17 protein-coding genes are annotated in these 21,961 nt (G+C 71.7%); 7 read left to right on the forward strand and 10 right to left on the reverse strand.

Going from position 1 to position 21,961, the window contains the following annotated elements; translation table 11 throughout:
* Positions 1-1,480: 1,480 nt before the first annotated feature.
* The 5 genes from AB0E96_RS10275 to AB0E96_RS10295 form a co-directional block, all read right to left on the reverse strand.
* On the reverse strand, positions 1,481-2,056 hold the full coding sequence (locus AB0E96_RS10275) for a hypothetical protein (protein ID WP_359820944.1): 576 nt from the start codon (positions 2,054-2,056) through the stop codon (positions 1,481-1,483).
* Between the two features lie 1,962 nt (positions 2,057-4,018).
* Positions 4,019-4,903, reverse strand: a complete 885-nt coding sequence (locus AB0E96_RS10280) for a hypothetical protein (RefSeq protein WP_359820947.1) — start codon at positions 4,901-4,903, stop codon at positions 4,019-4,021.
* 59 nt (positions 4,904-4,962) lie between these two features.
* Entirely contained in the window at positions 4,963-6,414 is a 1,452-nt protein-coding gene (locus tag AB0E96_RS10285; protein ID WP_359820950.1) for an NF041680 family putative transposase, read from the reverse strand.
* Between the two features lie 105 nt (positions 6,415-6,519).
* The gene (locus tag AB0E96_RS10290; protein WP_359820952.1) at positions 6,520-6,957 is read right to left on the reverse strand and encodes a hypothetical protein; all 438 of its coding nucleotides are present in this window, start codon (positions 6,955-6,957) and stop codon (positions 6,520-6,522) included.
* 719 nt (positions 6,958-7,676) lie between these two features.
* A complete protein-coding gene (locus tag AB0E96_RS10295) occupies positions 7,677-8,090 on the reverse strand; it encodes a hypothetical protein (RefSeq protein ID WP_359820953.1) in 414 nt (137 codons plus the stop codon).
* 253 nt (positions 8,091-8,343) lie between these two features.
* Between AB0E96_RS10295 and AB0E96_RS10300 the strand changes: the two genes are divergently transcribed.
* Complete coding sequence (locus AB0E96_RS10300) at positions 8,344-8,877, forward strand: peptidase inhibitor family I36 protein (protein ID WP_359820956.1); 534 nt, start codon at positions 8,344-8,346, stop codon at positions 8,875-8,877.
* A 20-nt stretch (positions 8,878-8,897) separates the two neighbouring features.
* Here AB0E96_RS10300 and AB0E96_RS10305 read toward each other — a convergent pair whose 3' ends face one another.
* Entirely contained in the window at positions 8,898-9,305 is a 408-nt protein-coding gene (locus AB0E96_RS10305; protein WP_359820958.1) for a hypothetical protein, read from the reverse strand.
* A 39-nt stretch (positions 9,306-9,344) separates the two neighbouring features.
* Between AB0E96_RS10305 and AB0E96_RS10310 the strand changes: the two genes are divergently transcribed.
* Both AB0E96_RS10310 and AB0E96_RS10315 read left to right on the forward strand, forming a co-directional pair.
* Positions 9,345-9,749 carry a hypothetical protein gene (locus tag AB0E96_RS10310; protein ID WP_359820961.1) on the forward strand — a complete coding sequence of 135 codons (405 nt, stop codon included), beginning with the start codon at positions 9,345-9,347 and terminating at the stop codon, positions 9,747-9,749.
* A 217-nt stretch (positions 9,750-9,966) separates the two neighbouring features.
* Positions 9,967-10,425, forward strand: coding sequence for a hypothetical protein (locus tag AB0E96_RS10315; protein ID WP_359820964.1), 459 nt, complete (start codon positions 9,967-9,969; stop codon positions 10,423-10,425).
* Between the two features lie 455 nt (positions 10,426-10,880).
* On the opposite strand, the gene AB0E96_RS10320 is transcribed toward AB0E96_RS10315, so the two are convergent.
* Entirely contained in the window at positions 10,881-11,441 is a 561-nt protein-coding gene (locus tag AB0E96_RS10320; protein WP_359820966.1) for a helicase associated domain-containing protein, read from the reverse strand.
* 1 nt (position 11,442) lies between these two features.
* On the reverse strand, positions 11,443-13,818 hold the full coding sequence (locus AB0E96_RS10325; protein ID WP_359820968.1) for a Helicase associated domain protein: 2,376 nt from the start codon (positions 13,816-13,818) through the stop codon (positions 11,443-11,445).
* Between the two features lie 161 nt (positions 13,819-13,979).
* Between AB0E96_RS10325 and AB0E96_RS10330 the strand changes: the two genes are divergently transcribed.
* From AB0E96_RS10330 to AB0E96_RS10345, 4 genes are all read left to right on the forward strand, one after another.
* Positions 13,980-15,029 carry a TniQ family protein gene (locus tag AB0E96_RS10330; protein WP_359820971.1) on the forward strand — a complete coding sequence of 350 codons (1,050 nt, stop codon included), beginning with the start codon at positions 13,980-13,982 and terminating at the stop codon, positions 15,027-15,029.
* 143 nt (positions 15,030-15,172) lie between these two features.
* Positions 15,173-15,892, forward strand: a complete 720-nt coding sequence (locus tag AB0E96_RS10335) for a hypothetical protein (protein WP_359820974.1) — start codon at positions 15,173-15,175, stop codon at positions 15,890-15,892.
* Positions 15,889-18,222: a hypothetical protein gene (locus tag AB0E96_RS10340; protein WP_359820977.1), complete on the forward strand. Its 2,334-nt coding sequence runs from the start codon at positions 15,889-15,891 to the stop codon at positions 18,220-18,222. The genes AB0E96_RS10335 and AB0E96_RS10340 overlap by 4 nt, the downstream gene beginning before the upstream one ends.
* Entirely contained in the window at positions 18,219-19,334 is a 1,116-nt protein-coding gene (locus AB0E96_RS10345; RefSeq protein WP_359820980.1) for a hypothetical protein, read from the forward strand. The genes AB0E96_RS10340 and AB0E96_RS10345 overlap by 4 nt, the downstream gene beginning before the upstream one ends.
* Before the next feature lie 815 nt (positions 19,335-20,149).
* Here the strand turns inward: AB0E96_RS10345 and AB0E96_RS10350 are convergent.
* Positions 20,150-20,353 (reverse strand): hypothetical protein, encoded by a 204-nt coding sequence (locus tag AB0E96_RS10350; protein ID WP_359820983.1) that lies wholly within the window; start codon positions 20,351-20,353, stop codon positions 20,150-20,152.
* A 1,440-nt stretch (positions 20,354-21,793) separates the two neighbouring features.
* A complete protein-coding gene (locus tag AB0E96_RS10355) occupies positions 21,794-21,943 on the reverse strand; it encodes a hypothetical protein (RefSeq protein ID WP_359820985.1) in 150 nt (49 codons plus the stop codon).
* Positions 21,944-21,961: the final 18 nt, after the last annotated feature.

Below are 21,961 nucleotides of genomic sequence, written 5' to 3' on the forward strand. Positions count from 1 at the left end.
CCTCGGGCCCGACGAAAAGCCCGTGTTGGTCACCCGGGGGGTGGGCGCCGCGTTGACCGAGATGCTCTACCGGGCCCAGCGCGAGAACCCCGGCAAGCCCTCCGGCCCGATAAAGGGCCTTACCCCCGGCCTGGCGGCCGGGGCGCCGCTGACGCGGCGTCAGCCGGGGGTGACGGCTGCGCCGTCACCATGCGTGGTGTGGCCTCGGCTGCGCCTCGGCGGGCGGTGCGGGGTGGGGGGAATTCGCCGGTGGCGAATTCGTGGGCGCGGCACGCGCCGTTTGGGTGGGCGTGGGGCGTCGCTGCGCTCCGCCTTTCCGGTGGCTTTCTCCCGGGCCTACGGCCCGTCAACCGGTCGGCTTTCCGGTCTTGTTGTGCCGGTGTTTTCACGGCCCTACGGGCCGATTGGCTGGCGGGGGCGCCCGGGGGCGGGCGTTGACGATGTGACGCGGAATTCGGGTAGTGGCCCATCCCTCCGGTCGGACGGGGGCGCCGGCCGGGGCCTGCGGCCCTCGGCGTTGACGATGTGTCGCGGACTTCGGGTATCAGTCGCAACCCCACCCCCGGGGGCCTCCCCCGGTCCCGGCCGGTGGGGTGCTCGGGGGGCGGGTTCGCCGTGCAGTTGCTGGGCTGGCGGCCCGTCCTCCGCCCTCGGGGCAGGTCCTGCGGCCCTCGGGAGGCACCTTCGGGCCGCCAGTCCGGTCCGGGCCTCCCCCGACCCCGGTGGCGGACCCTCACCGGCGCCCCGCACGACGGCCCCTGGCGGGCCCTCCACCACAGACTCCGGGGCGGAATCCGAAGCGAATCCGGGAGCGTTCTGAACGCGCTCTCCGGAACGCCGTACAGCCCTGTCCAGCCCATCCCTGGACGGACACGAGAGCGAACATTCCAACATCACGGCAACCATCCATCCAGGCCCTACCCGACGGAATTCATGGCGAAAATTCGAATTCACTCCCGCTCCCTTTATAGCGGCAATTCGAAACCCTTCCGGGGCACAGCGGCGGGGAATCGAATTCGGGCACCTCGGAAAGGGGCCTACGGCCCTCAACGCCGACACGGCGACCGCCCTTCCAGGCCACCCAGAAAATCCCACCCGACGTCACCCAGGAAATCCCCTGCGTGACGACACCAAACCGAACACCGGGCCAGGACGACGGCCGAGGCGCCACCAGGGTGGGGCGCAGCGGGGCGCGGCACCGGACGGCCAGGACGGACACGGGCACGGCGGCCGGACGGCCGAGACGCGGGGCGCAGCGGGACGGCCTGACGGCCGACCAAGACGACGGCCAGGGCCCGGTCCCGGCAACGGGGCGCGGCACCGGGCAGCGCGGGCAGGACGGCGAGGCGGCGGGGAACCGCCGAGGCCGACCGACCGGGCACAGCCCGGTACAACACCAGGTGCAACACGCCCACCCGCCCCCGCGCCCGGCCACATAACACCTGGTCAGAACCGCAACACGCCCCCATGTTGCCCCCCGCTAGGCGGGCGGGACGCGCCGATTCCAAAGGGGCGGCAAGACGGCAATCACCCGGGTCTCCAGATTCCTTGCCTCCTCGCCGGTGCTCGTGACCGCCCAGCACAGCTCCAGTTCAGCCCGCACGATCGCGGCCTTGGCCCAGTGTGCGGCCCTCATCGGCTGGCCGGCCTCGACTTCGACCAGGCGCTCGCGCAGCCAGTGCGGATCGGCCAGAGCGCGGTCCAGCGCCGCCTCACCCAGCCCCGACGCCAATCCGCCGGTGTACTTCGCGATCCGCCCTCTCATGCCCTGGGGCGGCCGCGGGCTCGTCCCTCGCCGCTCCGCGGCGCAGCCGACGTACACCACCCGGTCCTCCAGCCCCGACCGAGCCATGTACACCCCCGGCAAACGCGGCACCGCCAACCTCGCCTCCTCCAGCCCCACCCACGACGACCACGACGCCATCCCCCACACATCCACCAGCCACTGCCCTCCCCGATACCGATGCCCGCCCAGACGGCGGGCAGGAACAGCCTCCCGCACCACCCCGGAAACGCCATGCAGAGCGGCCTGACGGCCACCCAGCCGTCCAACCACGGGCGCAGCAGGACGACGCACGGCCCGGGACGGCGGCCTGGACGGCCGACCAGGGCGCAGCAGCGGGCAGCCCCGACGACGGGCGCGACGCCCACCAGGACGGGCCCGGACACGGAGGGCAGGACGGCCGAGACGGGCGCAGCGGAACGGCCTGGCGGCCGACCAGGACGGCGGCCAGGGCCTGGTCCCAGCAGTGGGGCGCGGCACCGGGCGGCGCGGGCAGGACGGCGAGGCGGCGGGGAACCGCCGAGGCCGGCCGACGGGCGCAGCCCGGTGCAACACGAGCCGCAACGCGCCCACCCACCCCCGCTCTCGGCCACATAACGCCTGGTCAGACCCGCAACACAGCCCCGCGTCGCACCCCACCGCAACATCGCGTTGCACCCCCGCGTTGCACCGCCACCGCCCGCCAGCACGCCACCACCCGGCCGCCGGCCACCCGCCGCCGAGCACCACCACCAGGACCAAACCGCCCGACAAGGCCATCCCTCCCGACAACCACCGCCCCGGCCACACCCCGCCGCCCAAGACGGCAACCAGGACGGCAGCCCGGCGACAGCGGCGCAGCGGGCCCGAACGACGGCGCAGCGAGGCAGACAGGGCAGCACGCCGGACCCGGGACCGGCAGCGGCAGGCACCCGGACGGCGGCGCGACCCGGACAGCGGCACCCATCCCGGACGGCGGACCCGGAACGGCGGCGGCCGAACAGGGACGCAGCAGGCCCGGGACGGCAGCGCCCGGCCCGGACCGCACCGGCCCGCACCACCTCCCCGGCGACCGGCACCGCGCGGTACCCAGCCCCGCCCCACCAAACCGAACAATCACCCCACAACCACAATTCCGACCCGAATTCACACCACCATCGACGACCAATCCGTAAAAACAGCCGAACGGAATACCAGGCGGAATTCATCACCGAATCCACATCCAACAATGCCCTACCGGCCCCCAAGCGGGCCGGCCCGGCCCTCGACCCCACCAGTCATCACACACAGTCACCGTGCTCGCGGTCGACACCAACATCGCCGGACACCCAACAGGAACAACCAAAGGTCCAGACAATCTGGCCTATGGGGCCATTCCACGCCCCGCAAGAGCAACAGGTCACACCCTGAGGCGGCCTTCGGGTGGTTCCGTCACCAGGAGACGGTGACGCAACCACCGGCGCGGCCCCGGCCAGCGGCGGACGAGGCCGGGACGGCCAGCAGGCCGCCGTCCGACGACGGCACCACGGCAGCGAACAGGACCACGACGGCGGGCGGCCCCCCGAACAGCGGCACAGCGCAGCCGAGCGGCGAGCAGGACCACGGCGAGCGGGCAGGACCAGGACGACCGCCAGCCGGGCGGCGCAGCAGCGCCCGCCCGCGGCCCGCCCATGACCCGGACAGCAGCCCAGCGAGCAGGGACCAGGACCGCCGAGGCCCGGCCGGCAGTAGCGGATGTCCCCACGTCTTCACCGGTCTACGACACCAGTCTTCGGCGTAAAGGCGACACCACCCTTCAGCGACGCCCAGACACCGCAACCCAGATGTCGTTCATCACCGGCCTCGGACGGACCGGACGGCGGCCCGGCGAGCAGGACCTCGGCACAGCGCAGCCGGGCAGTGAGCAGGGACCAGGACAACGGCGAGCAGGCCGTCCGGCGGCAGCACCGCGCTGCCGAGCGGCGGGTTGCTCCAGCGGTTGCCTCTGAGGTTGTGCCTGGGGTTGCTCCTGAGGTTGTCTCGGCGTAGCCCCGGTTGTCCCTCGTTTCCCCAGGTCATCCCCCAGGACAACAGGCGTTCCCGCACCCCGACTACTTCCCTGCGGCCCCTGACCGGCCCACGGGCACCCCGGGACCCCCGCACAGCCCACACACCGAAGCCCAGCCCGGCGGCGGCCGGGCAACGCGCCGTCCCGACCGGGGACAGCGAGCAGGACGTCGGCGAGCGGGCCCGGTCAGGGCCGCTTTCGAGGCGCGCTTACGCACCGTCGCTGTTCGTTGGGCGGTCACCGTGGCCGTTCAGCGAACGGATCGCCTGCCGGGTGAGCGTCCGCAGTTGGGCGCGCTGGCGTTCTTCGTCGGCGATGCGGGCGGCGAGGACGGTGCGGTCGATGTACGGTTCGACGGCGGTGAGCACCAGGCGCCGGAGTTCGGCGGGGTCGAGTGCCTCGACCTCCCACTGGACGGGTCGGGCGGGGTCGAGGTCGTGCTGACGGGCGAAGGTTGGCCAGCGGGGATCGCCGGCCTTCCCCTCGGCCGGGGGCAGTTCGTGCTCGCGGACCTGGTCGTGGGTGAGCAGGACGCGCTGCACGGTGGCCCAGCACGCGGTGCGGGCAATCCAGTCGCGCTCGATGTCGGCACCGGAGGCGTCGAAGTCGCCGGCGTAGAGCAGTACGGCCGGGCGCGGGTCGCGGGCGGCGCGCTCGCGGACGAGCTGGGCGTAGCTCTGGCTGCCGAATCCGCGGACGACGAGGACGGGGATCCCGGTGTCCTGGAGCCAGCGGGTGAGCTGGGCCCGGAGGGTGTCCTTCTCGCAGGCCGCGTACACGGCCGTGCTCTGGCCGGCCGTTCGGTCCAGGGCGAACCAGTCCGGTGCCTCGCGCAGGAAGGCGCGGGCGTCCGGCCACGACGGTGGGGCGTGCACCTCGCGCAGCGGGTCGATGAGGTCGGGGAACTCCCGGTCGCGGCGGGCCTGGGCGAGGCGGGCGGACAGCCGCCGGTAGGTCGGCGCGGTGTGCGGGATCAGGCCCTCGGCGACCAGCCGGTAGTAGACCTGGCGCAGGGTGCAGCCGCCGACCGCGTCGTAGCCGGTGACGATTGCGGCGGCCCGGTTCACGATGCTCGCCCACTGGAGTCTGCTCACACCGGTACATGTACCCACCCACCCCGGTGAGGTTCAGAAACAGGCTCTAAGCTTGTTCCTTAACATCGGGCTTGATCGCGTTCGATCAGGGTCTCGGGGCGTTTGACGGTTTTACCCACGTCATGGCGGGTGGCGGGGTGCCGGTTCTTCGAACCGGGTGGCCGTCCTGGCCCCGGCCGGGAGGGTTTGGGTGCACGGGCCGGACTGCCCAGGTGGGGTCGGATGTTCCTGAACCCGCGGCGGACCCGGGTGGGTGTGAACGCGGTGCCGGGGCGGGTGGTCTTCTCCCAGGGCTTGCGCCGGTCCGCGGCCAGCGGCAGGGCGAGGCGGAGCTGGGTGTGCGCGACCACGACGAGCCAGGTCCAGCGGTCCGCCGCCTCCGGTGAACGCAAGCGTGGCCGGGTCCAGCCGAGCGTCTGCTTGAACAGGCGGAACGTGTGCTCCAGGTCGAATCTCCGCAGGTAGCAGGACCAGGCGAAGTCGACGTCGGCCGGGGTGGCGCCGGTCGCGGAGGACCACAGCCAGATGGGCGGTGCGTCGCGGTCGCCGGGCAGGTGGTCGACCTTCAACCGGATCAGGGTGCCTTCGACCAGCGGGAGTTCGCCGTCCAGGTCGATCCAGGCGGAGCGGTGGGTGAGCCGGGGGTGGACCCGGTCCCACGCCGTGGTCTCGGCCTTGCCGTAGCGGGGCGTGTCGTTCACCGTGGCCACCGTCGGCGCAGGCCAGGTCTGCGGCTTCGCCAGGCGGAACTCGGGCCCGTGCTTGGGGTAGCGGCCCCCGGCCGGGTTGGCCAGGGCGAACTGGGCGCGGGTGGACGCAGGCAGCCGCAGGACACGGTCCGAACGCAGACGGCCGACCAGCTCGACCGGCAGGTCCCGCAGCAGATGGGCCAGGCGCATCACGTCGTAGCCGGCGTCCATCACGACCAGCACGTCCCGGTCGCCGGCCTTCCACTGCCTGGCGCCGATGAGACGCTCGACCACGGCGCGGAGCTGGCCGGCGGTGACGGCCGCAGCGTCGTCGGCGGGGCCGAGCCGGACCGCGTCCAGGACCGCGGTCCACGAGGTGCGGTCCGGGGTGAGGGCGGCGACGAACGAGTACGGCCAGCCCGGGATGATCTGCGCGGCGGCCTTCGAGCGGCCGTGGACGTGGCAGAACAGCCGCTGCGGCGAGCACGCCGCGTCCGAGCGCAGCCACGACGACACGTCGACGGTGAGCACGATCCGCCCGTCGAAGCGCGGCAGCGGCAGGCCAGCCAGCAGCACGCGCAGCCGGTCCGCGTCGAGCCGGCCGTGGTTCAGGGCTCCGTAGAGAGAGCCGTAGCCGCGCCGGTGCTCGGCTGTCAGGGACAGCTCCACCGGCGTCTTGACAGGCGCGTCCGAGCACAGCAGCGCATCGGCCAGCTCGAAGAAGGCATCCGCCCGAGCGGACAGGCAGTCGTAGAAGTCCGCCCGGAAGCGTGACAGTTCCGCGAACGCCTCCCGATCCGCGATCGGTTGCAGCACACTCATCACCACGGCCTTCTTCGTGACCACCTGGATCTCGTCGCAGAGTTCAGGATCACGAGAAGGCCGTGCCCATGTCAGGCGATCACCTGACCGAGTGACCCAGTCGTCTCAATTGGTGAGATGCCGTCGGATGAACGGTGCCGTTCCCAGGACGAGTGCGGCGAAGACGGCCAGTCGCTGAAGGCCAGGCTGAAGGGCAAGGCTGCTGTGCTGGATGCTGTAGACGGCGTACCAGTTGGCGGCGAGGTCGGTCGCCATGATGGTGCAGGCGAGGTCGCTTCCTCGGCGTTTGCCCCAGATCAGGAGCACGGCGGCGAGTGTGTCGAACAGTGCCAGGGACGACCAGTAGAGGTTGAGCCACGTCGGCGCCCAGTCGTAGGGGTACAGACCGCGGCTGAGGAGGTCGGTGACATGCGCAGAAGCGCCGACGAACAGCAGGACGGCCGCGATGGCGCAGACCGACACGACCGTCCAGCGCGGGGCGTGGTGCATCCATCCGATCACGTTGTGAATTGTCCCACCTGCAGGGCAGGCGGCGATGATCAAGCCCGATGTTAAGGAACAAGCTAAGCGCCAGGCGCAGGCGCTGGTCGATCGCGGTCCCCACCCCTTCGGGCGGCATCAGGACGGGCCGGGCGGCGTACCGGTCGCGGAAGTTCTCCCGCAGCGGCTTGGGGCCCGCCGACATCTCCCGGTCCAGGAAACGGCGCAGCGGTGTCCGGGGGCAGGCGAGGCCGGAGGTCAGGCTCATGCCGTCCACCGCCACACGGTGACTCTGCTGCGGGCCCGGCCGACGGAGAGCGGCGTGGAGATGGGCACGGTCGGCGTGGTGATGCACAGGTGGTTCGTCATACCGAGGACGCTAGGAACGCCCCCTGACAGGTTGTAGAACGAACGGAGCAGCCGCGTCGCCCAACCGAGAAGGTCCTCACCCGCCCGGCCGGACCGGCCGACCACGCCGCCGACCCGGAACCACGACCGGCACCCCAAGAATGCAAGAGCAGTCGCCGGCTCCGGCCCGTCCGGGGCCTGATGGCACTCGCTCAGTACCGGGAGCGGACCGAGTCGGTGACCGTTTCGCGCGGCCCACGTCGAAGAGGTGGCCGACGGCGGCAGCGTCGAGGTGAAGCTCGGGGTGTGGATCTCCAACACCAACAGCCGCCAGGCCAAGCTGTCCAGCCGAGCAGTTCCACCGGCTCACCACGCTCGGTCTCGACCGGCGCTGACCCGCCCGACCCCGCAGTGCCCGCTGAAGGCGCTCCAAGCTACCTGTGGCCGCGCCCTGCCCGCCGTGTTCGAGGAACGGGGCGGGCCGAGCCGTCTTCGCCTCCTTCAGCGGCCCTCCGGGGCCGCCCGCGCCCCCGCTTCCCCACCACGCGCGGCTGGCACCAGCTGGGCCGGGTATGGCCGGGCCAGGTCCGGCGCCACCAGTGCACCATCTGATCGGCCGGGTTTTTGCCGGCGAGCACGGGATCGCTGTCCTTGGCCTTGACCCGGAACAGCTCGCGATAGGCGGACAGCTTCGCGGCCAGGCCGCGCAGCGACACGGTGGAGCGGTCGACCTCGGCCATCAGCACCGGCAGGCCGATCTCCGGAGCCTGCCACAGGACGTCCCGGCCGCCCTCCTCCTCGCTCCTCCTCCCGGCCGATAGCGCCGCGAAGCGGGGCCGTCGGGCCACCGCGCAGCGGACACCCCGTCACGCCGTCGGCGCGCAGCTCGGGTTGCCGGGATCTGGTCTCCGCTCCTGCTCTGCGCGCCAACTCTCCGCCGGCCCGGCCGGACCGAACTACGGGTGCGGGCCGGTGCGGACTGGGGCGAGACTCCCCGCCGCCGCGTCCGGTGCGGCGGCCCGCTCAGCGCGGCACCGCTGGCACGATCCTGGCGATCTTCCCGGCGGGCTGCGCCCACCACCCGGAACAGGTCTTCTTCAGATGGTCGCGTATCAGATCGGCGAGCCGGTTCAGGGTGGCACTCGGCAGCGGCAGTCAGGCGACGATGCGCGCGACAGAATGTATGCGGTCGGCTACCGTGTGCTAAAGCCAGTGCTTTACGTAGCGAGCACTGAACGGACAAAGAGGATGGGCATGCGCATCGCCGGAACCTTGATCTCATTCGCCACCGCTATTGCCTTCATGTCGGCCGCTCCATCACAGGCGACACCCCTGGACTACAACGACTGCCCCCAGGGGAGATTCTGTATCTGGCACGACGAGAACGGCCAGGGCGCCCGTCTCTCCTTCGCAGTGGAGGCCAGGGACTTGAATGAATTGGCTGGCGGCCTGAATGATCACGTGCTGTCGGCCTGGAACCGTACGACTGACACATGGTGTATCTATGCCGACGCGAACTATAACGGAGATTTCCGAGAGGTACCCCATGAGCCACTGAAGGGCTCCATTGGGAACCTCGGGCAGTTCGGCTATCAGGTGAGTTCGCTGCAATCCCAGCCCTGGTACGGGTGCTAGACGAGTAGTTCCGAAGTCGGTCAGTGGCCGTAGGCGATCAGTGAGCGGGTGACGGGTTGTCCGGTGGTCCGGTTGTGCCAGATCGCGCAGGTCATCGTCAGTAGCCGCTGGCCGACGCGGGTGCCGACGCCCTCGATGGTCCGTCCGCCGTGCTGTTCGAGTCCGAGTTGGCCCTTGAGGGTGTCGTTGACGGACTCGATCAGCTGGCGGACGGACTGCAGTAGGTGCTCGCCGGGGCGTGGTGCACTGGTCCGGTAGGACGGCCGCAGCAGTTGGATGCCGTACTGGTCGAGGAAGCGGTCGAGTTCGACGGAGACGTAGCCCTTGTCGGCAAGGATCAGCAGGCCGGGTCGCTCGCGCGCGAAGTCGGGTTCGGTCTCGATCAACGCGGCCAGGACTTCGCACTCGTCGACCTTGGGGTTGGCCACGGTGCCAAGCAGAAGTGCGGCTTCTGGAGAGGAGGTTGTATGCGTTGCGGTAAGTCGGTGTTGGCTTTAGCGGTTTCCGCTGTGGCCCTTGTGGCCATTCCTGTTGCTCCGGTGTTCGCGGGCGGCGGTTATGACCAGACAACGGATGGCGGTCATGTCAAATGGCATGCGGAGGGGTATGGATTTTACTCGTCCGGCCCGGGTGCCGGCGGATTTCACATCTGGGGGACGCTCACAAGTGACGACGACAACTCGGCTCATCTGAATATCGGAGTGGCTGGGTATGATCCGGTTACCTTCCACGTAGACCCTCACCAGAGCCTCTACATCAACCAATATGTGGAAGAGCCTGGCCATGATCTTCCCGCATCCGCGTGGACCGAGGTGTGCGCCGAGCACTGGGACGGCGATGATTGTTCTGAGAAGCGCCACTTTTATAATTGACGTCCCTTCAACGAGGCGGTCGGAGCTCGCTGACGGGGGATCTGGCCTCCGCCTTCTGCCGCTCGGCCGCAGAGGCTCGACTCGCTGCCGGGCGGCGCGTTCGATCTGGGGCGGCCCGTCGGCGGCGCGTCGCCGGGTCCTGACGGGTCAGCTCCCCCTCGACTCCGCCGCCGGCGCGGCCACTGTCGGCGGTGCCACCCCGAGCGGCCTGCCGGAGATGACCGAGATCGAGAAGCTGAGTGCCGAGCTGCAGGTCCTCGGTGTGGACGTCACCAGCCACCTGATGGAGCACCATCTGCAGCTGCTGCGCGAACCGGGCACCGTGGACGCGCACCGGCTGGGCGACCTCTCCCCCGGCACCACCGTCCTGCTCCTCGCGCGCGGCTCCGTCACTCGGCGCAGGCCGCGCATGTCCATCACCGGCACCGCCTGCTGGGACCTCGGCGAACTCGCCGATCTGCGCCGCGACCACGGCCTGGACACAGTCGCCGCCCGCCTCGCCCAGCAGCTGCCCCACCCCGCCGGCTCCGCGGTGCGGCCCGAGACGATGCCCACCGGCGCGCGCGCCCTGGGCCGACCTCCAGACCCCGGGCGAGCGCTCCTCCTCCCCGCGCCGCCTCGCCCACGCCATCGCCGAACAGCCCGTCCCCCTGGTCGTCGTCCTCGTCCTGGCTGAAAGGAACGCGGGCGGCGGGGTGCTGGGCGAGGGCGGCGTACAGCGTCGCGCCAGCCTCCCACGCCTCAGCGTGCACGACGGGCTCCGGCAGGGTGCCCGGCTCGGCACCGAGGACGACCCGGCCCTCCACCAGGGCCACCCAACCGTCCAGGCCGTCGACGTCGCGCTCGGTCCAGCCGCGGGCCAGGCCGGCGCCCTGGTGGAGGGTGCGGATGCCGCCGTGGCCACTCCAGCACAGCCACATCGCGCCGCGCACCAGCGGGGAATCCAGGATCGGGCGGCCCAGGTCCCGGCCGGCGGGCGCGGGCCGGCTGCTGCATGGGGCCAGCTCCAGCCAATCGGGTGCGGGGTCGGGGCGGGTGGTGTCGGTCATCGCGCGGTGCCTCCGGAAGTCGGGAACAAGGTTCGGACGGCTGTCCCGGCCCGGTGTGGGCCGGGACGGCGGTGTGCACGGGTCAGCCGGTGACGGTCTCGGCGTGCCGGGTGAGCGCGTCCAGGAGCGCGGTCTGGTGATCGGTCAGCTTGCCGTCGGTGCGGGCCTTGTCCTGCTTGCGCAGCCAGGTGCCGGGCCGGAAGGCCGGGTCGGCCTCGCCGCCGGTGCGGTTGGCGGGGCCGTTGAGGGTTCCGCCGGCGGCGAGGTAGGTGAGCAGGCGGCGGTAGGAGCGGTTCCAGTCCGGCTCCAGGCGCCACAGCTCGTCCAGGCCGTCCAGCTTCGCGATCTGGTCCTTGGTGAGGCCCGCGGCCTTGCGCTGGCGGCGCATCCAGGCGCCCACCGCGTAGTCGTCCAGCTTCGCGGTCGCCGGGATCGCCAGGTGCCCGTGCTGGTGGTGGAAGGCGGCGGCGTAGGCGTGGCCGCCTTCCCAGGCGTTGGCGTTCTTCGACCAGATCATGCCGAGCGCGTCCAGCTCCGAGACGCGGGCCGGGTCGAGCAGGCCCTGGCCGCTCAGGTGGCGCTGGCGGGTGAGCCAGGAGATCAGCTCCGGGTGCTTCGCCTTGTACCGGGTTTCCGGGTTCACATCAGGGGCCGGAGGTGAGGATGGCGGGGGCATTCCGGGCGGTCAGTCCCGGTATCCATTCCATGGGGAGGGCTTCGATGGAGCTGACCTCCTCCCGAGTCAGGAGGTTGTCGGCGGCCTGGCGGCGCAGCCGGGCGATCCAGCGTCCCAGGGGGAAGGAGTCGCCCTGGGAGGTGGGCTCGTGGTGGCCGAGGGGTACCCGCAGGTGGTGGTGGGTGCGGTAGTAGCGGCGGGCGGCGCGCAGTCCCTGGGCGTGGGTGTGGGCCGGGCTGCCGTCGCGGGTGGGGCGCAGGGCGGGGGCGAGGACATCGTGGCGGAGCAGGGCGGTGAGTTGGCGTTGCTGCCCGTGCATCAGCGTGGGGAAGAGGTCGTACTGCTCGTCGAGCCAGTGGGTGAGGGGATCGGCGTCGTCCGGTGGGGTGGTGATGGGGATCGCGAGCGGGACTTCGCGGGCGCGGGCGCGCAGGCGGCTGCATGAGCGTTGCCAGTTGTGCGGCCAGGCGGGGTTCCACCAGGGGTCGATGTCTTTCAGGGCGTGCCGGTAGGGCCGGGGCAGGGTGGCGTTGCGGGCTTTGGCCCGCTGTCCGGCGAGCCAGGCGCCCAGCGGCTGGCCCTGGTAGGTCTCGTCGTCCTCGGGGTGCAGGTGCCCGTGCTCGCTTGCGTAGGCGAGGGCGAGGGTGAGGCGGGCTTCGGTGCTGTCGAGGGGGTGTTGCCAGGTCACCGCGCACGCGGTGAGTTGGGCGACGCGCGTGGCGGGGAGGTTGTCGGCGGCCTTTCGGGCGCGCTGGTAGCCCAGCCAGCAGCCGAGGTGGAAGCCGTCGTCGTCGAGGTGGTTGCTGGGCACGTCGAGGTGGCCGTGTCGCCGGTGGAAGTCCTGGGCCGCCGCCAGGCCCTTCTCCCAGGCCTCGGGTTCGGGTTCCATGATGCGCAGCATCAGGTGTGGTGCGATCTCCTCGGCGCGCTCGGGCCGGGCGGTGTTGGCCGGCGGGGGCTTGAGCAGCGGGGCGGTGCTGCTGAGGCTGATGCGGTGGAAGAAGTGTTCGTCGTAGGTGTCGAGGGCGAGCATGACCTTCATGAGCAGGTGGTATGGGGTGCCCCGGGCGGCGTTCTCGGGGCGCTGGCCGGGGCTGAAGAACACGGGGACGATCAGCGTTGCGCATTTGTTCGCCCCTGGTGTGATGCGCAGGGCTCGGCCGACGCTCTGCATGATGTCGCAGGTGCTGTGCTTGGGGTCGACGAACAGCACGGCGTCGGCGAAGGGGAAGTCCACGCCTTCGGTCAGGAGGCGGACGTTGCTCAGGACGTCCAGGTCTGCGAGGCGGCCGGCGGGCGTGGTGGTGGGGCGGGCGAAGCGCTCGACGCTCGCGCGCCGGGCGCGGCGGGTGTGGTGGGAGTGGATGCTGGTCGCCCACAGGCCCTCGGCGTGGTTGCCGGGGAGGCGGCGGGCGGTGTCCGGGAGGGTGTCGGCGAAGACGTCGGCCTGAGCGGTGCTGCGGCAGAAGGCGACGGCGCGGCGGATGCCGTGGTCTTCGCGTGCCTTGCACAGGGCCACCTGGGAGGCGGTCATGCGCATTGCGTCGGCGGCCGGGGTGCGGCCGGCCCGGGTGTGGCCGGCGAGCACGGTGCGCAGGTCGTCCTGGTAGACCTCGATGGCGGCGATGCGGTAGTCGGCCAGTTGCCCGTCGCTGATGGCCTGGGCGAGGGAGTAGCGGTAGACGACGGGGCCGAATAGGTCGATGTCGTCCATGGAGGCGATGGGTTCGACGGTGAGGGGGCTGCCGGCGTCCCAGACGCGGGGGGTGGCGGTGAGGTAGAGGCGGTGGCGGGCGGGGACGGCGGTGTTGTCGTGGATGGCCGCCCAGGGCTTGTCGCGGGCGCCGGCGGTGCGGTGGGCCTCGTCGACGACGGCGACGTCCCAGCGGGGCAGCAGGTGCACGCGGTGGGCTTCGACGAGCTTGGGCAGGGAGGCGTAGGTGGCGAAGACGTTGACGGGGCCGTCGGCGGTGCGGACGAGGTCGGCCAGGCGGGCGGGGTCGCCCGTCATGGTGAGCACCTCGTTCAGGATGGGCTCGGAGGTCTGCTCGTCCGAGCACAGGCCCAGGTAGCGGCCTGGACGGCCGCAGGTGTACCAGACGCGGGCGGTCTGGTTGAGCAGTTCGAGGGTCGGGGCGAGGGTCAGGGCGCGGCCGTGGGGCGCGTGTTCGTGGACGATGTGCACGGCCATGTGGGTCTTGCCGGTGCCGCATGGCATGACGACCAGGACGCGCTCGTGGCCCATCGCGAACTCGTTGAGGACGTTGTCGGCTCCGGTGCGCTGGTGGGCGCGCAGCTCGGAGGCCAGCTTGGCCGGTTCCCGGGTGGGCGCGTCGAGCAGCAACGGTGGGGCTCCTGGAAATGCGGCGGGCCATGTGTTCGGTTGCCCGTGAGGTGCAGTGTGCGGGCGTGCCTTGTCCGGCCGGGTCGGGCAGGGGCAGGAGTGCACTCGTTGGGGTGATGTCTCGGGCCGCAACGGTGGGAGCCGTGATATATGCAGCTGTTGTGAGCAGTGGTGGGGTGTGGTCCGGCGATGTCGCCTGGGGTGCGTCGCTGGCGCACGTGCCGATGCGGTTCGTGGCGCAGGAGTCGACCTGTTCCCTGCTGTGGCGCCTGGCGGCGGCGCAGGGGGTCTCGGTGGACTTCCTGCTGGACGACCTCGGGCAGGGCCCGCAGGGACAGCGTGCTCTGGAGCCCCGCCTGGCGGAGGTGTATCTGAGCGGTCCGGCCCTGGAACGGCTCGGCGCGATGATGCGTGTGCCGCCGGTTCGGCTGCAGCGGGCGATGCCGCACCTGCGGGCGGCTCACCTGCTGCCGGGCGGTCAGGCGCGCTGGCACTGGCCGTGGGTGCCCTCGGGGGGCTACCTGGTGCGGTGCTGCCCGCTGTGCGCGGCGTCCCGGGAGGCGGGCGGTGACGTGTGGCTGGTCTGGCCCGATCCGTGGCGGTTGTGCGCGCGGCATGGACGGTTCACCGAGTGCGCCCGCACCGGCCCCGCGAGGGCGGTGGACGTCCGTGCGCTGCCGGAGTGCGTCCGGGCCCATCGGCGCCGTGAACGCCTTGAGCGGCGCTGGGGGCAGACGGGAGGCTTCCTGCTCGCGGACGCCTTCGCGGTCACCGGATGGTGGTGGCGGCACGCCCCGGCCGCCGTGCCGTGGCGCGAGCGGGCCCGGCGGGCGAGGTTGCCGCTGCTGAGCACGGGCACGGCCTGGCTGCTGATCTATCCGGAGGCCGTCGCCCTGGCCCGGTTGCTGCTGCGCCACGAACTGGACCGCAGCGCGAGCCCGGTACAACGGTGGGGTGCGGCGCGGGCCCGACTTCGGGAAGAGGCCGCGGCCCTGGCGAACGGGCTTGGACTCACCGTCGAGGCGTGGAGCGTACCGGTGGCCGAGTGGCTGGCCCGCCACCACCACCTCGACGAAGACCGGCCGGCCGCGGCGGGCGGCGGCCCCGCGCCGGTTCGGACGCAAGCACACGCTGGCGACGACGCGCCCGGATCACTCGTGGACCGCGGCTGCCTGCCGTGGGACTGGACGGACACCTCCGTCCCGGTGTGACCGCTGTCCCGGACAGGCCGAGGTCACCCAAACCCGGCCGCGTTCACTCGATCGACGGAGCGGAGGGGATCAGCCTGCGGGCAGCGGGCGGCATCGAGGAGGGTGGACGTGGAAGCGGTGTGCCGGGCCGAGGGAGTTGGCGGGTGGTGGAGGTGAGCGTCGCCTACGTCGACCAGTTCGGACGGCACCGCGAGCTGCCGGCCGCGCGGGTGCGCAGGGTGCGCTTCGAGGAGCTGTCGACGCTGGCGGTGCCCGTGGCCTATCCGGGCCGGTCCTCCTTCGTCACACACGCCTGGGCGTCGGCCACCGGGCAGAGACTGGACTGCGCCTCCCTGCGCCAGCAGCGGGTGGGGATGCTGCTGGACCGGGACCCGGACGTCGCCCTGCGCAGCGCCGGGCCCCTCGAACTGCGCTGGCACGACGACCGGGGGCGCCCCGCCCGGCTGCGGCCGGCGTTCGTCGCCTGGCGCCGGAAGCGGCGCGAGGTCATCTGCATCCCGCCCGAGGAGCCCGACGGCCGTTGGCGGGCCGGGCAGGCCGTGCTCGCCCAGGCCGCGGCGCAGGCCGACTGGCACGTGCGGGTGCTGGCGCCGCCGACGGGTGTGGAACTGGACAACCTCCAGCTGCTCTACGCCGCCCGTGACCCGCGCGGGCGCGACCCGCAGCAGGCCCAGCACCTGGTGCAGGCGTTCACCGCGCCCCGCCCGATCCGGGCCGCGGTGCGCGCCGCCGGACTCCCCCGCTTGACCGGGATCGATCTCGCCTACCACCTGATCTGGCAGCACCGCCTGCACGTCGATGCCAGCCGGCAGCTGACGCCGACCTCGACGGCGTGGGCCACACCCGTACAGGAGGCGCCATGACCGCATCCTCCCCCGCCGGTGCCGGTGCCGGTGCCGACTCGCTCGCGCTGGGCGACACCGTCCGCTTCCGCGGGGCCTCCTACACGGTCACGGCCTTCCACGGACAGCGGGTCCTCCTGGATGCCTGCGAGAGTGTCGAGGGCAACCCGCTCATCATCCTGCAGGCCGCGCTGACCTCAGCACCGGACTTCGCGGTCACCGGCCGGTCGGCTCCGCGTACCGAACTGGTCAGCCGAACTGGCGAGTTCGCCGCTCTGCCCAAGGATGTGCGCAAGGCCGCCCTGGAGTGGGAGCGGCACGTCAAACAGGTGCTGCACCAGCAGGCCCCGGGAGTGCCCGCCGTCACCGCGCCCGAGGCCGCCTTCGACCCGGACCGCTTCACCCTCATGCAGCGCTACGAGGCCAAGGCCGCGCAACTGCAGGCGGCCGGGAGGAAGGTGTCGGCCTACACAGTGGCACGCAAGTGCCGCGCCTGGCTGGGGGGCGGGCTGATGGCGCTGGTCGACAGGCGCACTGTGCGCGTCCCGTCCCCGCACGGGCGCACCGACGCCCGGGTGATCGAGGCCGTGTGGCAGACCCTGGACACCGAACGTGAAGCCGGGCTTTCCCCGGGCACCCTCTCCCGGCTGATCGCGCGCGTTCAGGCCACGGTCGAGGCCCGCCACGCGGACGAACTCACCGACAAGAAGGCGGGTGCGCGGCTGCGGCCGGCGCGTGCCACCTTGTACCGGCGTCTGGCCGAACTCGGCATCACCGCGGACGGCTCGCACCGGGCGGCTGAGCGGCACGCGGCCGGCCCCGCTCGCGCCGCGGGCCGGCCCGGACACCGGCCGGCCACCTTCGCCCGCTGGCCCGGAGAGCTGGTGCAGATCGACACCACCGGGCTGGACGTCCTCGCCCTGGGCGACGACGGGAAGATCGTCCCGGTGGAGCTGACCATCGCGATCGACGTCGCCACCCGCAGCATCATCGGCGCGCTGGTCGTGCCCCGCCGCACCGGTCGCACGCCCGCCGAGGGACGCTGGCTGGGCGGGCGCGCCACCCGCGCCTACGACGCCGTGCAGCTCCTCGCCCAGGCGACCGCGCCACTGCCGGCGCGGCCCGGCTGGTCCCCCGAGACCCTCCTGGAGGGCTCTGACCTGCCCTTCGAGGAACTCCTGGAAGCCGATCCGCGCTTCGCCGGCGCGGCCGCACGGCCGGTCATCAAACCCGAGACCGTTGTCGTCGACCACGGCTCGCCCTACGTCTCCGAGAACTTCTCCCGTGCCTGCCAGGAACTGGGCTGCGAGGTACGGGACGCGCGCGTACGCACCGCCGTGGATAAGGCAATCGTGGAACGCGCCATGCTCGCCAGCAAGACGGGGTTCAGCCAGCACCTGGCCACCTACACCCACCACCGCCTCGACCTGCGCGGCAGACGCGTGCGCCACCAACCCCTGTTCACCATCGCCGAGCTGCAGGACCTCTTCGACCAGTGGGTGGCCCTGAGGTGGCAGCAGACCCCACACAGCGCGCTGCGCAGCCCTTTCCTGTCCGGGATGAAACTGACTCCCAACCAGATGTTCGCCGCGCTGACCGCGCTGCGCGGCTACCGCTCCGTCACGCTGACCGAGCAGAACATCCGCAAGATGCTTCCCGTCGCATGGGTCCGTGTCACCCGCAAGGGCTTCCAGATCAACAACCGCACCTACAGCCTCGGCAACGAGCTGAGGCCCTTCCACGGTTCCTCGAACATCCCCGGCCGCCAGGGCCGCTGGGAGGTCCACTACGACCCCAACAAGCCCGAAGTGGCATGGCTGTTCAACCACCGCGCCTCGGCCGGCTCGGACCCGTGGGTGGAAGTGCCCTTCATCTACCGGCGCCTGATCACCGAGCAGTGGACCGAGGAGCTATGGGAGGAAGCCACCCGTATCTTCCTCGCAGCCGGCGGCTCCCCGCGAGGCGAGTCCGGCATCGCCCGTGCCCTCGACAAACTGCTGCGCGACGTCGGCGGCGGACGACCACTTGAGGCACGAACGCCCGCCCCGCGGCCGGAGTCACTCCCCGACCACGCGCACACCGAGCGTGCGGCGCAGCCGCGCCGCCCCTACGCACAAGGCCTGCCGCCGCTGGACCGCGACGCCATCGACCCCTTCCCCGACCTGGACCGCCCAGCCGCCGAGCTGTTCCTGCCCGACCCGGCCCCCGATCCACAGCCCGGCCAGTCCCTCGACGAGTTCCTGGCCTCCGTCCTCAACACCCCCGACACCGGAAGTGTCCCCGACACGCCCCCCGCACCCGGCCCGCAGCCCGAAGACGGGCCGGGCACCGGGCTGGAAGAGGACCGTTGAGCCCCCGCACGCGCACCGGCCCCGACCCGGTCTGCCCGCCACCCGCCGCACCGCCCCTGGACACCGGGCCCGCGACCACGAGATGCGGCTGGCTGGCCCGCCTGCGTCATCCCACCATCGCGCCCAACCTGCAGGACTGCGCCCCCGCGGGCACCCCCGTCGACGAGGACGACCCCCGCGTTCGCTACCACGGCCGCCTCGGCAAGATCCCGACCACCGACATCAACACCGGCCTCAAGACCGCCCACCGCCTGCTCCTCCTCAACCGCGAGCCAGACCAGCGCGGCGCCGCCCACATCGCCATCGACAGCGACTGCCGCGGAACCGGAAAACGCTTCCTGGCCCACCACATCGGCCTCGCCCACCAAGGCCGCCTGGAGAAGCTGCACGGCATCGACGAACACCGCATCCCCGTGGTCTGCATCAACACCCCGTTCTCCCCCGGCAGTCACGCCGAATGGTCCGCCGCTCTCGCCACGTTCCTGGGCTGGGACATATACCGGCCAGGCACCGATCACCAGCCCCAGCCACGGATGAAGGACCTCACCGGCCCCGTCGTCCACGTCCTGCGAGGCGCCCGCACCAAACTCTGCCTCGTCGACGGCATCGACCGCCTCGGCCCCGCGGACCTCCAGCCCACCTTCGACTACTTCGACCACCTGGGCGACGAACTGGGCGGCCTGACCGTGTTCTGGAACGGCCTGGGCTCCAGCGACATCCTGCGAGAGGCCCGCACCCGCTCCAGCCCGCTGCGCCGGGTCACCGAGAAGACCACCACGATCCGCCCCCGCGCGGTGCCCACCCTGTGGGTCAACCGCATCCCGGGCCGCTCGAAGGAACACCCCGACGAGTGGGTCAAAGTCCTGGTATCCCTCAACGAACTGCTCCGCCTGCACCGACAGCCAGCCAAAGGCCTCCTCGACCACGAGGAATTCCTCTACCTCGCCACAGACGGCCTCATGGAACACCTCGTCCCGCTCACGGGGACGGCCGCGCAACTCGCCATCCTCGGAGGCGACGAGGCCATCACCGGCAACCTCCTCAAAGAAGCCGCCAACTACCTCGACATCCCCCACCCCACCGACGACCCAGACGCCCCCGAAAGCGACTGAGCCGCACCTTCACCGCCCAGACCGGCCCAACCCGGCCCCAGGTCGGCTTCCGGGCCGCCCGCGACGTCCCCGTCGCCACGCACCCGAGGCACTCCGGGACCCGACCCGGCACACCCACGCGATCCACACCCCGCGCCGCGCCGAACGGTCCACGCCCCGCCGGCCGACGGCGCCACAGCCGCGGCCGACACCGGGGACCACGAACAACCGCGGCCCAACCCCCCGGCCAAGACCCCACACCGCGTCAGGCCCACGCCACGGACAGGCCCCTCCCGAGCCACTCATGCAGGAAGTCTCAGTCGATCTGCCAAACGTCTCAACCAACCCGCCAAACCACGAAGCGCACTTCGACAACCCGCACCAGCGCGCCACCACCCAGCGACCGCTCCACGACCGACCAAGAATCACCGTCTCATTCAATATGCAAACCCACAGCTCACAACTCCAGTCAAGTTGCATGTCTTTTGAGACCGCATAGCCGGGACGGGCGCAGCGGGACGGCCGGGCGGCGGCGGGCCGCCGAGGCCGGCGGGCGGGACGGCCACGTCGGGCGCAGCGGGACGGCCTGACGGCCGACCAGGACGACGGCGGCCAGGACCGGGGCCCAACGGCGGGACGGCGGGGCGCGGCGCCGGGCGGCTCGGACGGGGTGCCGGAGCGGCGGGGAACCGCCGAGGCCGGCCGACGGGCGCGGCCCGGTGCAACACGAGCTGCAACACGCCCTCACGTCGCACCCCGGAGCGCAGCCTCCGGTGGTGCCGGTTGCAGGGGTAGCAACCGGCCGCGGGTGCCCGCCGTGCTCGATGGCAGGCCCGTCAGTCGACGGTGTCCAGGATGCCCTGCGGGTCTTCCTTGACGACGATGTGTTCCTCACCCTCAGGGGCCTCGGTGGTCGTGTACTGGCTGCCGCCGACGTGGAACCTCTCCTTCTCCTCGCCCTGCTCGCCGCCTTCACCGCCCTCGGCGGCCTGCTTCTCCTTGAACTTCGCCGCCGCTTCCTTCAGCGCGGGAATCTCCATGATCGCCCTCCAGTCACTCTCGACTCCATAGAGGTGCCAATCGGTCACCTATAGCAAGGGTCCCAGACCCTGCCCCGCTGCACTCCATGTTCCGCGACACCCCTCCACCGGACACCGGACCCGGGACGAAGCAACGGGACCCCACCCGCAGGGCGGGACGGCCTGGCGGCCGACCAGGACGGCGGTCAGCGCACCGCCAGGGCCGACAGCCCCGGACGACCGGCGCCACCACCAGGACCAGACCACCGGGAAGGCCGGCCCTCCCCGCGACCGCCGGCACCCGCCGGCACCCGCCGGTCGTCGCCACCCGGAGACGGCCACCACCGAACACCAGCCACAGCCCCACCCCAGTACCCAGTCGCACCCACCCGTCGCACCCAGGCCACGCACAGGGGAACAGCCGGCGCGCACAGCCTGGACGGCGGGACGGCGACGGCGGCGCAGCGAGGCCTCCCGAAGGCGCAACGGGACCCGGACGGCCGCCCCCGGCCTGGACCGCGGCACAGTGAGACGGCGACGGCGGGCCCGGCCGGCTGGCGGGACGCAGCGAGGCGGGCCCGGCCCGGCCACGGGCGACGGCGGGCCCGACCCGGACAGCCGCGCGGCACCGACCAGGCACAGCAAGGCCGGAACGACCCGGCCGGCGCGGGGCCGACAGCTCCACCCTGGACGAAACCGAACACCGGCCCCCGCCAACCACGATCCCAACCCGCAATCCAGGTCCGAATTCAGAACACCATCGGAAACCGATCCGCCGAAACAACCCAACCGAATTACCGGCGGAATTCACCCCCGAATACAGACCCGCAACACCCCACCGATCCTCAAGTGGGCCGACCCGACCTCCGGACCCCACGCGACATCACACAAAGTCACCACCCCAGCCATCCGACACCACCTACCGGGCGCCCCAGCCCACTCGACTAAAGGTCTAGACAACATGGCGTGTGGAGCCATTTCACGCCCATCGGCATCAACAGGTCACACCTGGTTTCGTGACCAAGACCTGTGTGACGAAACCGCCCCGGCGTAGCCCGGGCCGCGGCAGGCACTCAGTGTCCTGTCTCGATGAACTTGGCGGAGTCTCGGTGAGCCTGGCCAGCAACAGACCACTCGTCTCGGTGAAGTTGGCGAAGCTGGCGGACAGGGGGCTCTGCGTCTGATCATCGTGGGGGCGTGACGGTTGCTCGGAGTGTTGCCGGTGGGGCGCCAGCGGTGGTGCGGGGGTTCGAGGTCGCGTACGTCGACCGGGACGGTGGGGAACACCACGTGACGCTGGCTGACGCTGCCGGGGTGCGGTTCGAGGATGGACAGCCGGTTCGGTCCGTGGCGGCCGACCGGGCCGGGCTCGCGCTGGTACCCGCCCGAGTACGCCGGGCACGTCTGCCCGCGCTGCGAACGGGCCGTCCGGTCGGCGTGAGCCCGGGCCCGGGGGTCGACTTACAGGTCGTTGCAGAACACCTCGATCCGAGGGGTGCACGTGACAATTTCGCGGTACGCCTCGTGTGCGGCGACCTCCCCGGGGGCGCGCGCGAGAGCGTATTCGACCAGGTCGAGCCACCGGCCCATGCCGTTGGAACGTTCCCGCATCGGGGCAGGTCACGGATG

Source organism: Kitasatospora sp. NPDC036755 (assembly GCF_040636595.1).
In the GTDB taxonomy this organism is placed as follows: Bacteria; Actinomycetota; Actinomycetes; order Streptomycetales; family Streptomycetaceae; genus Kitasatospora.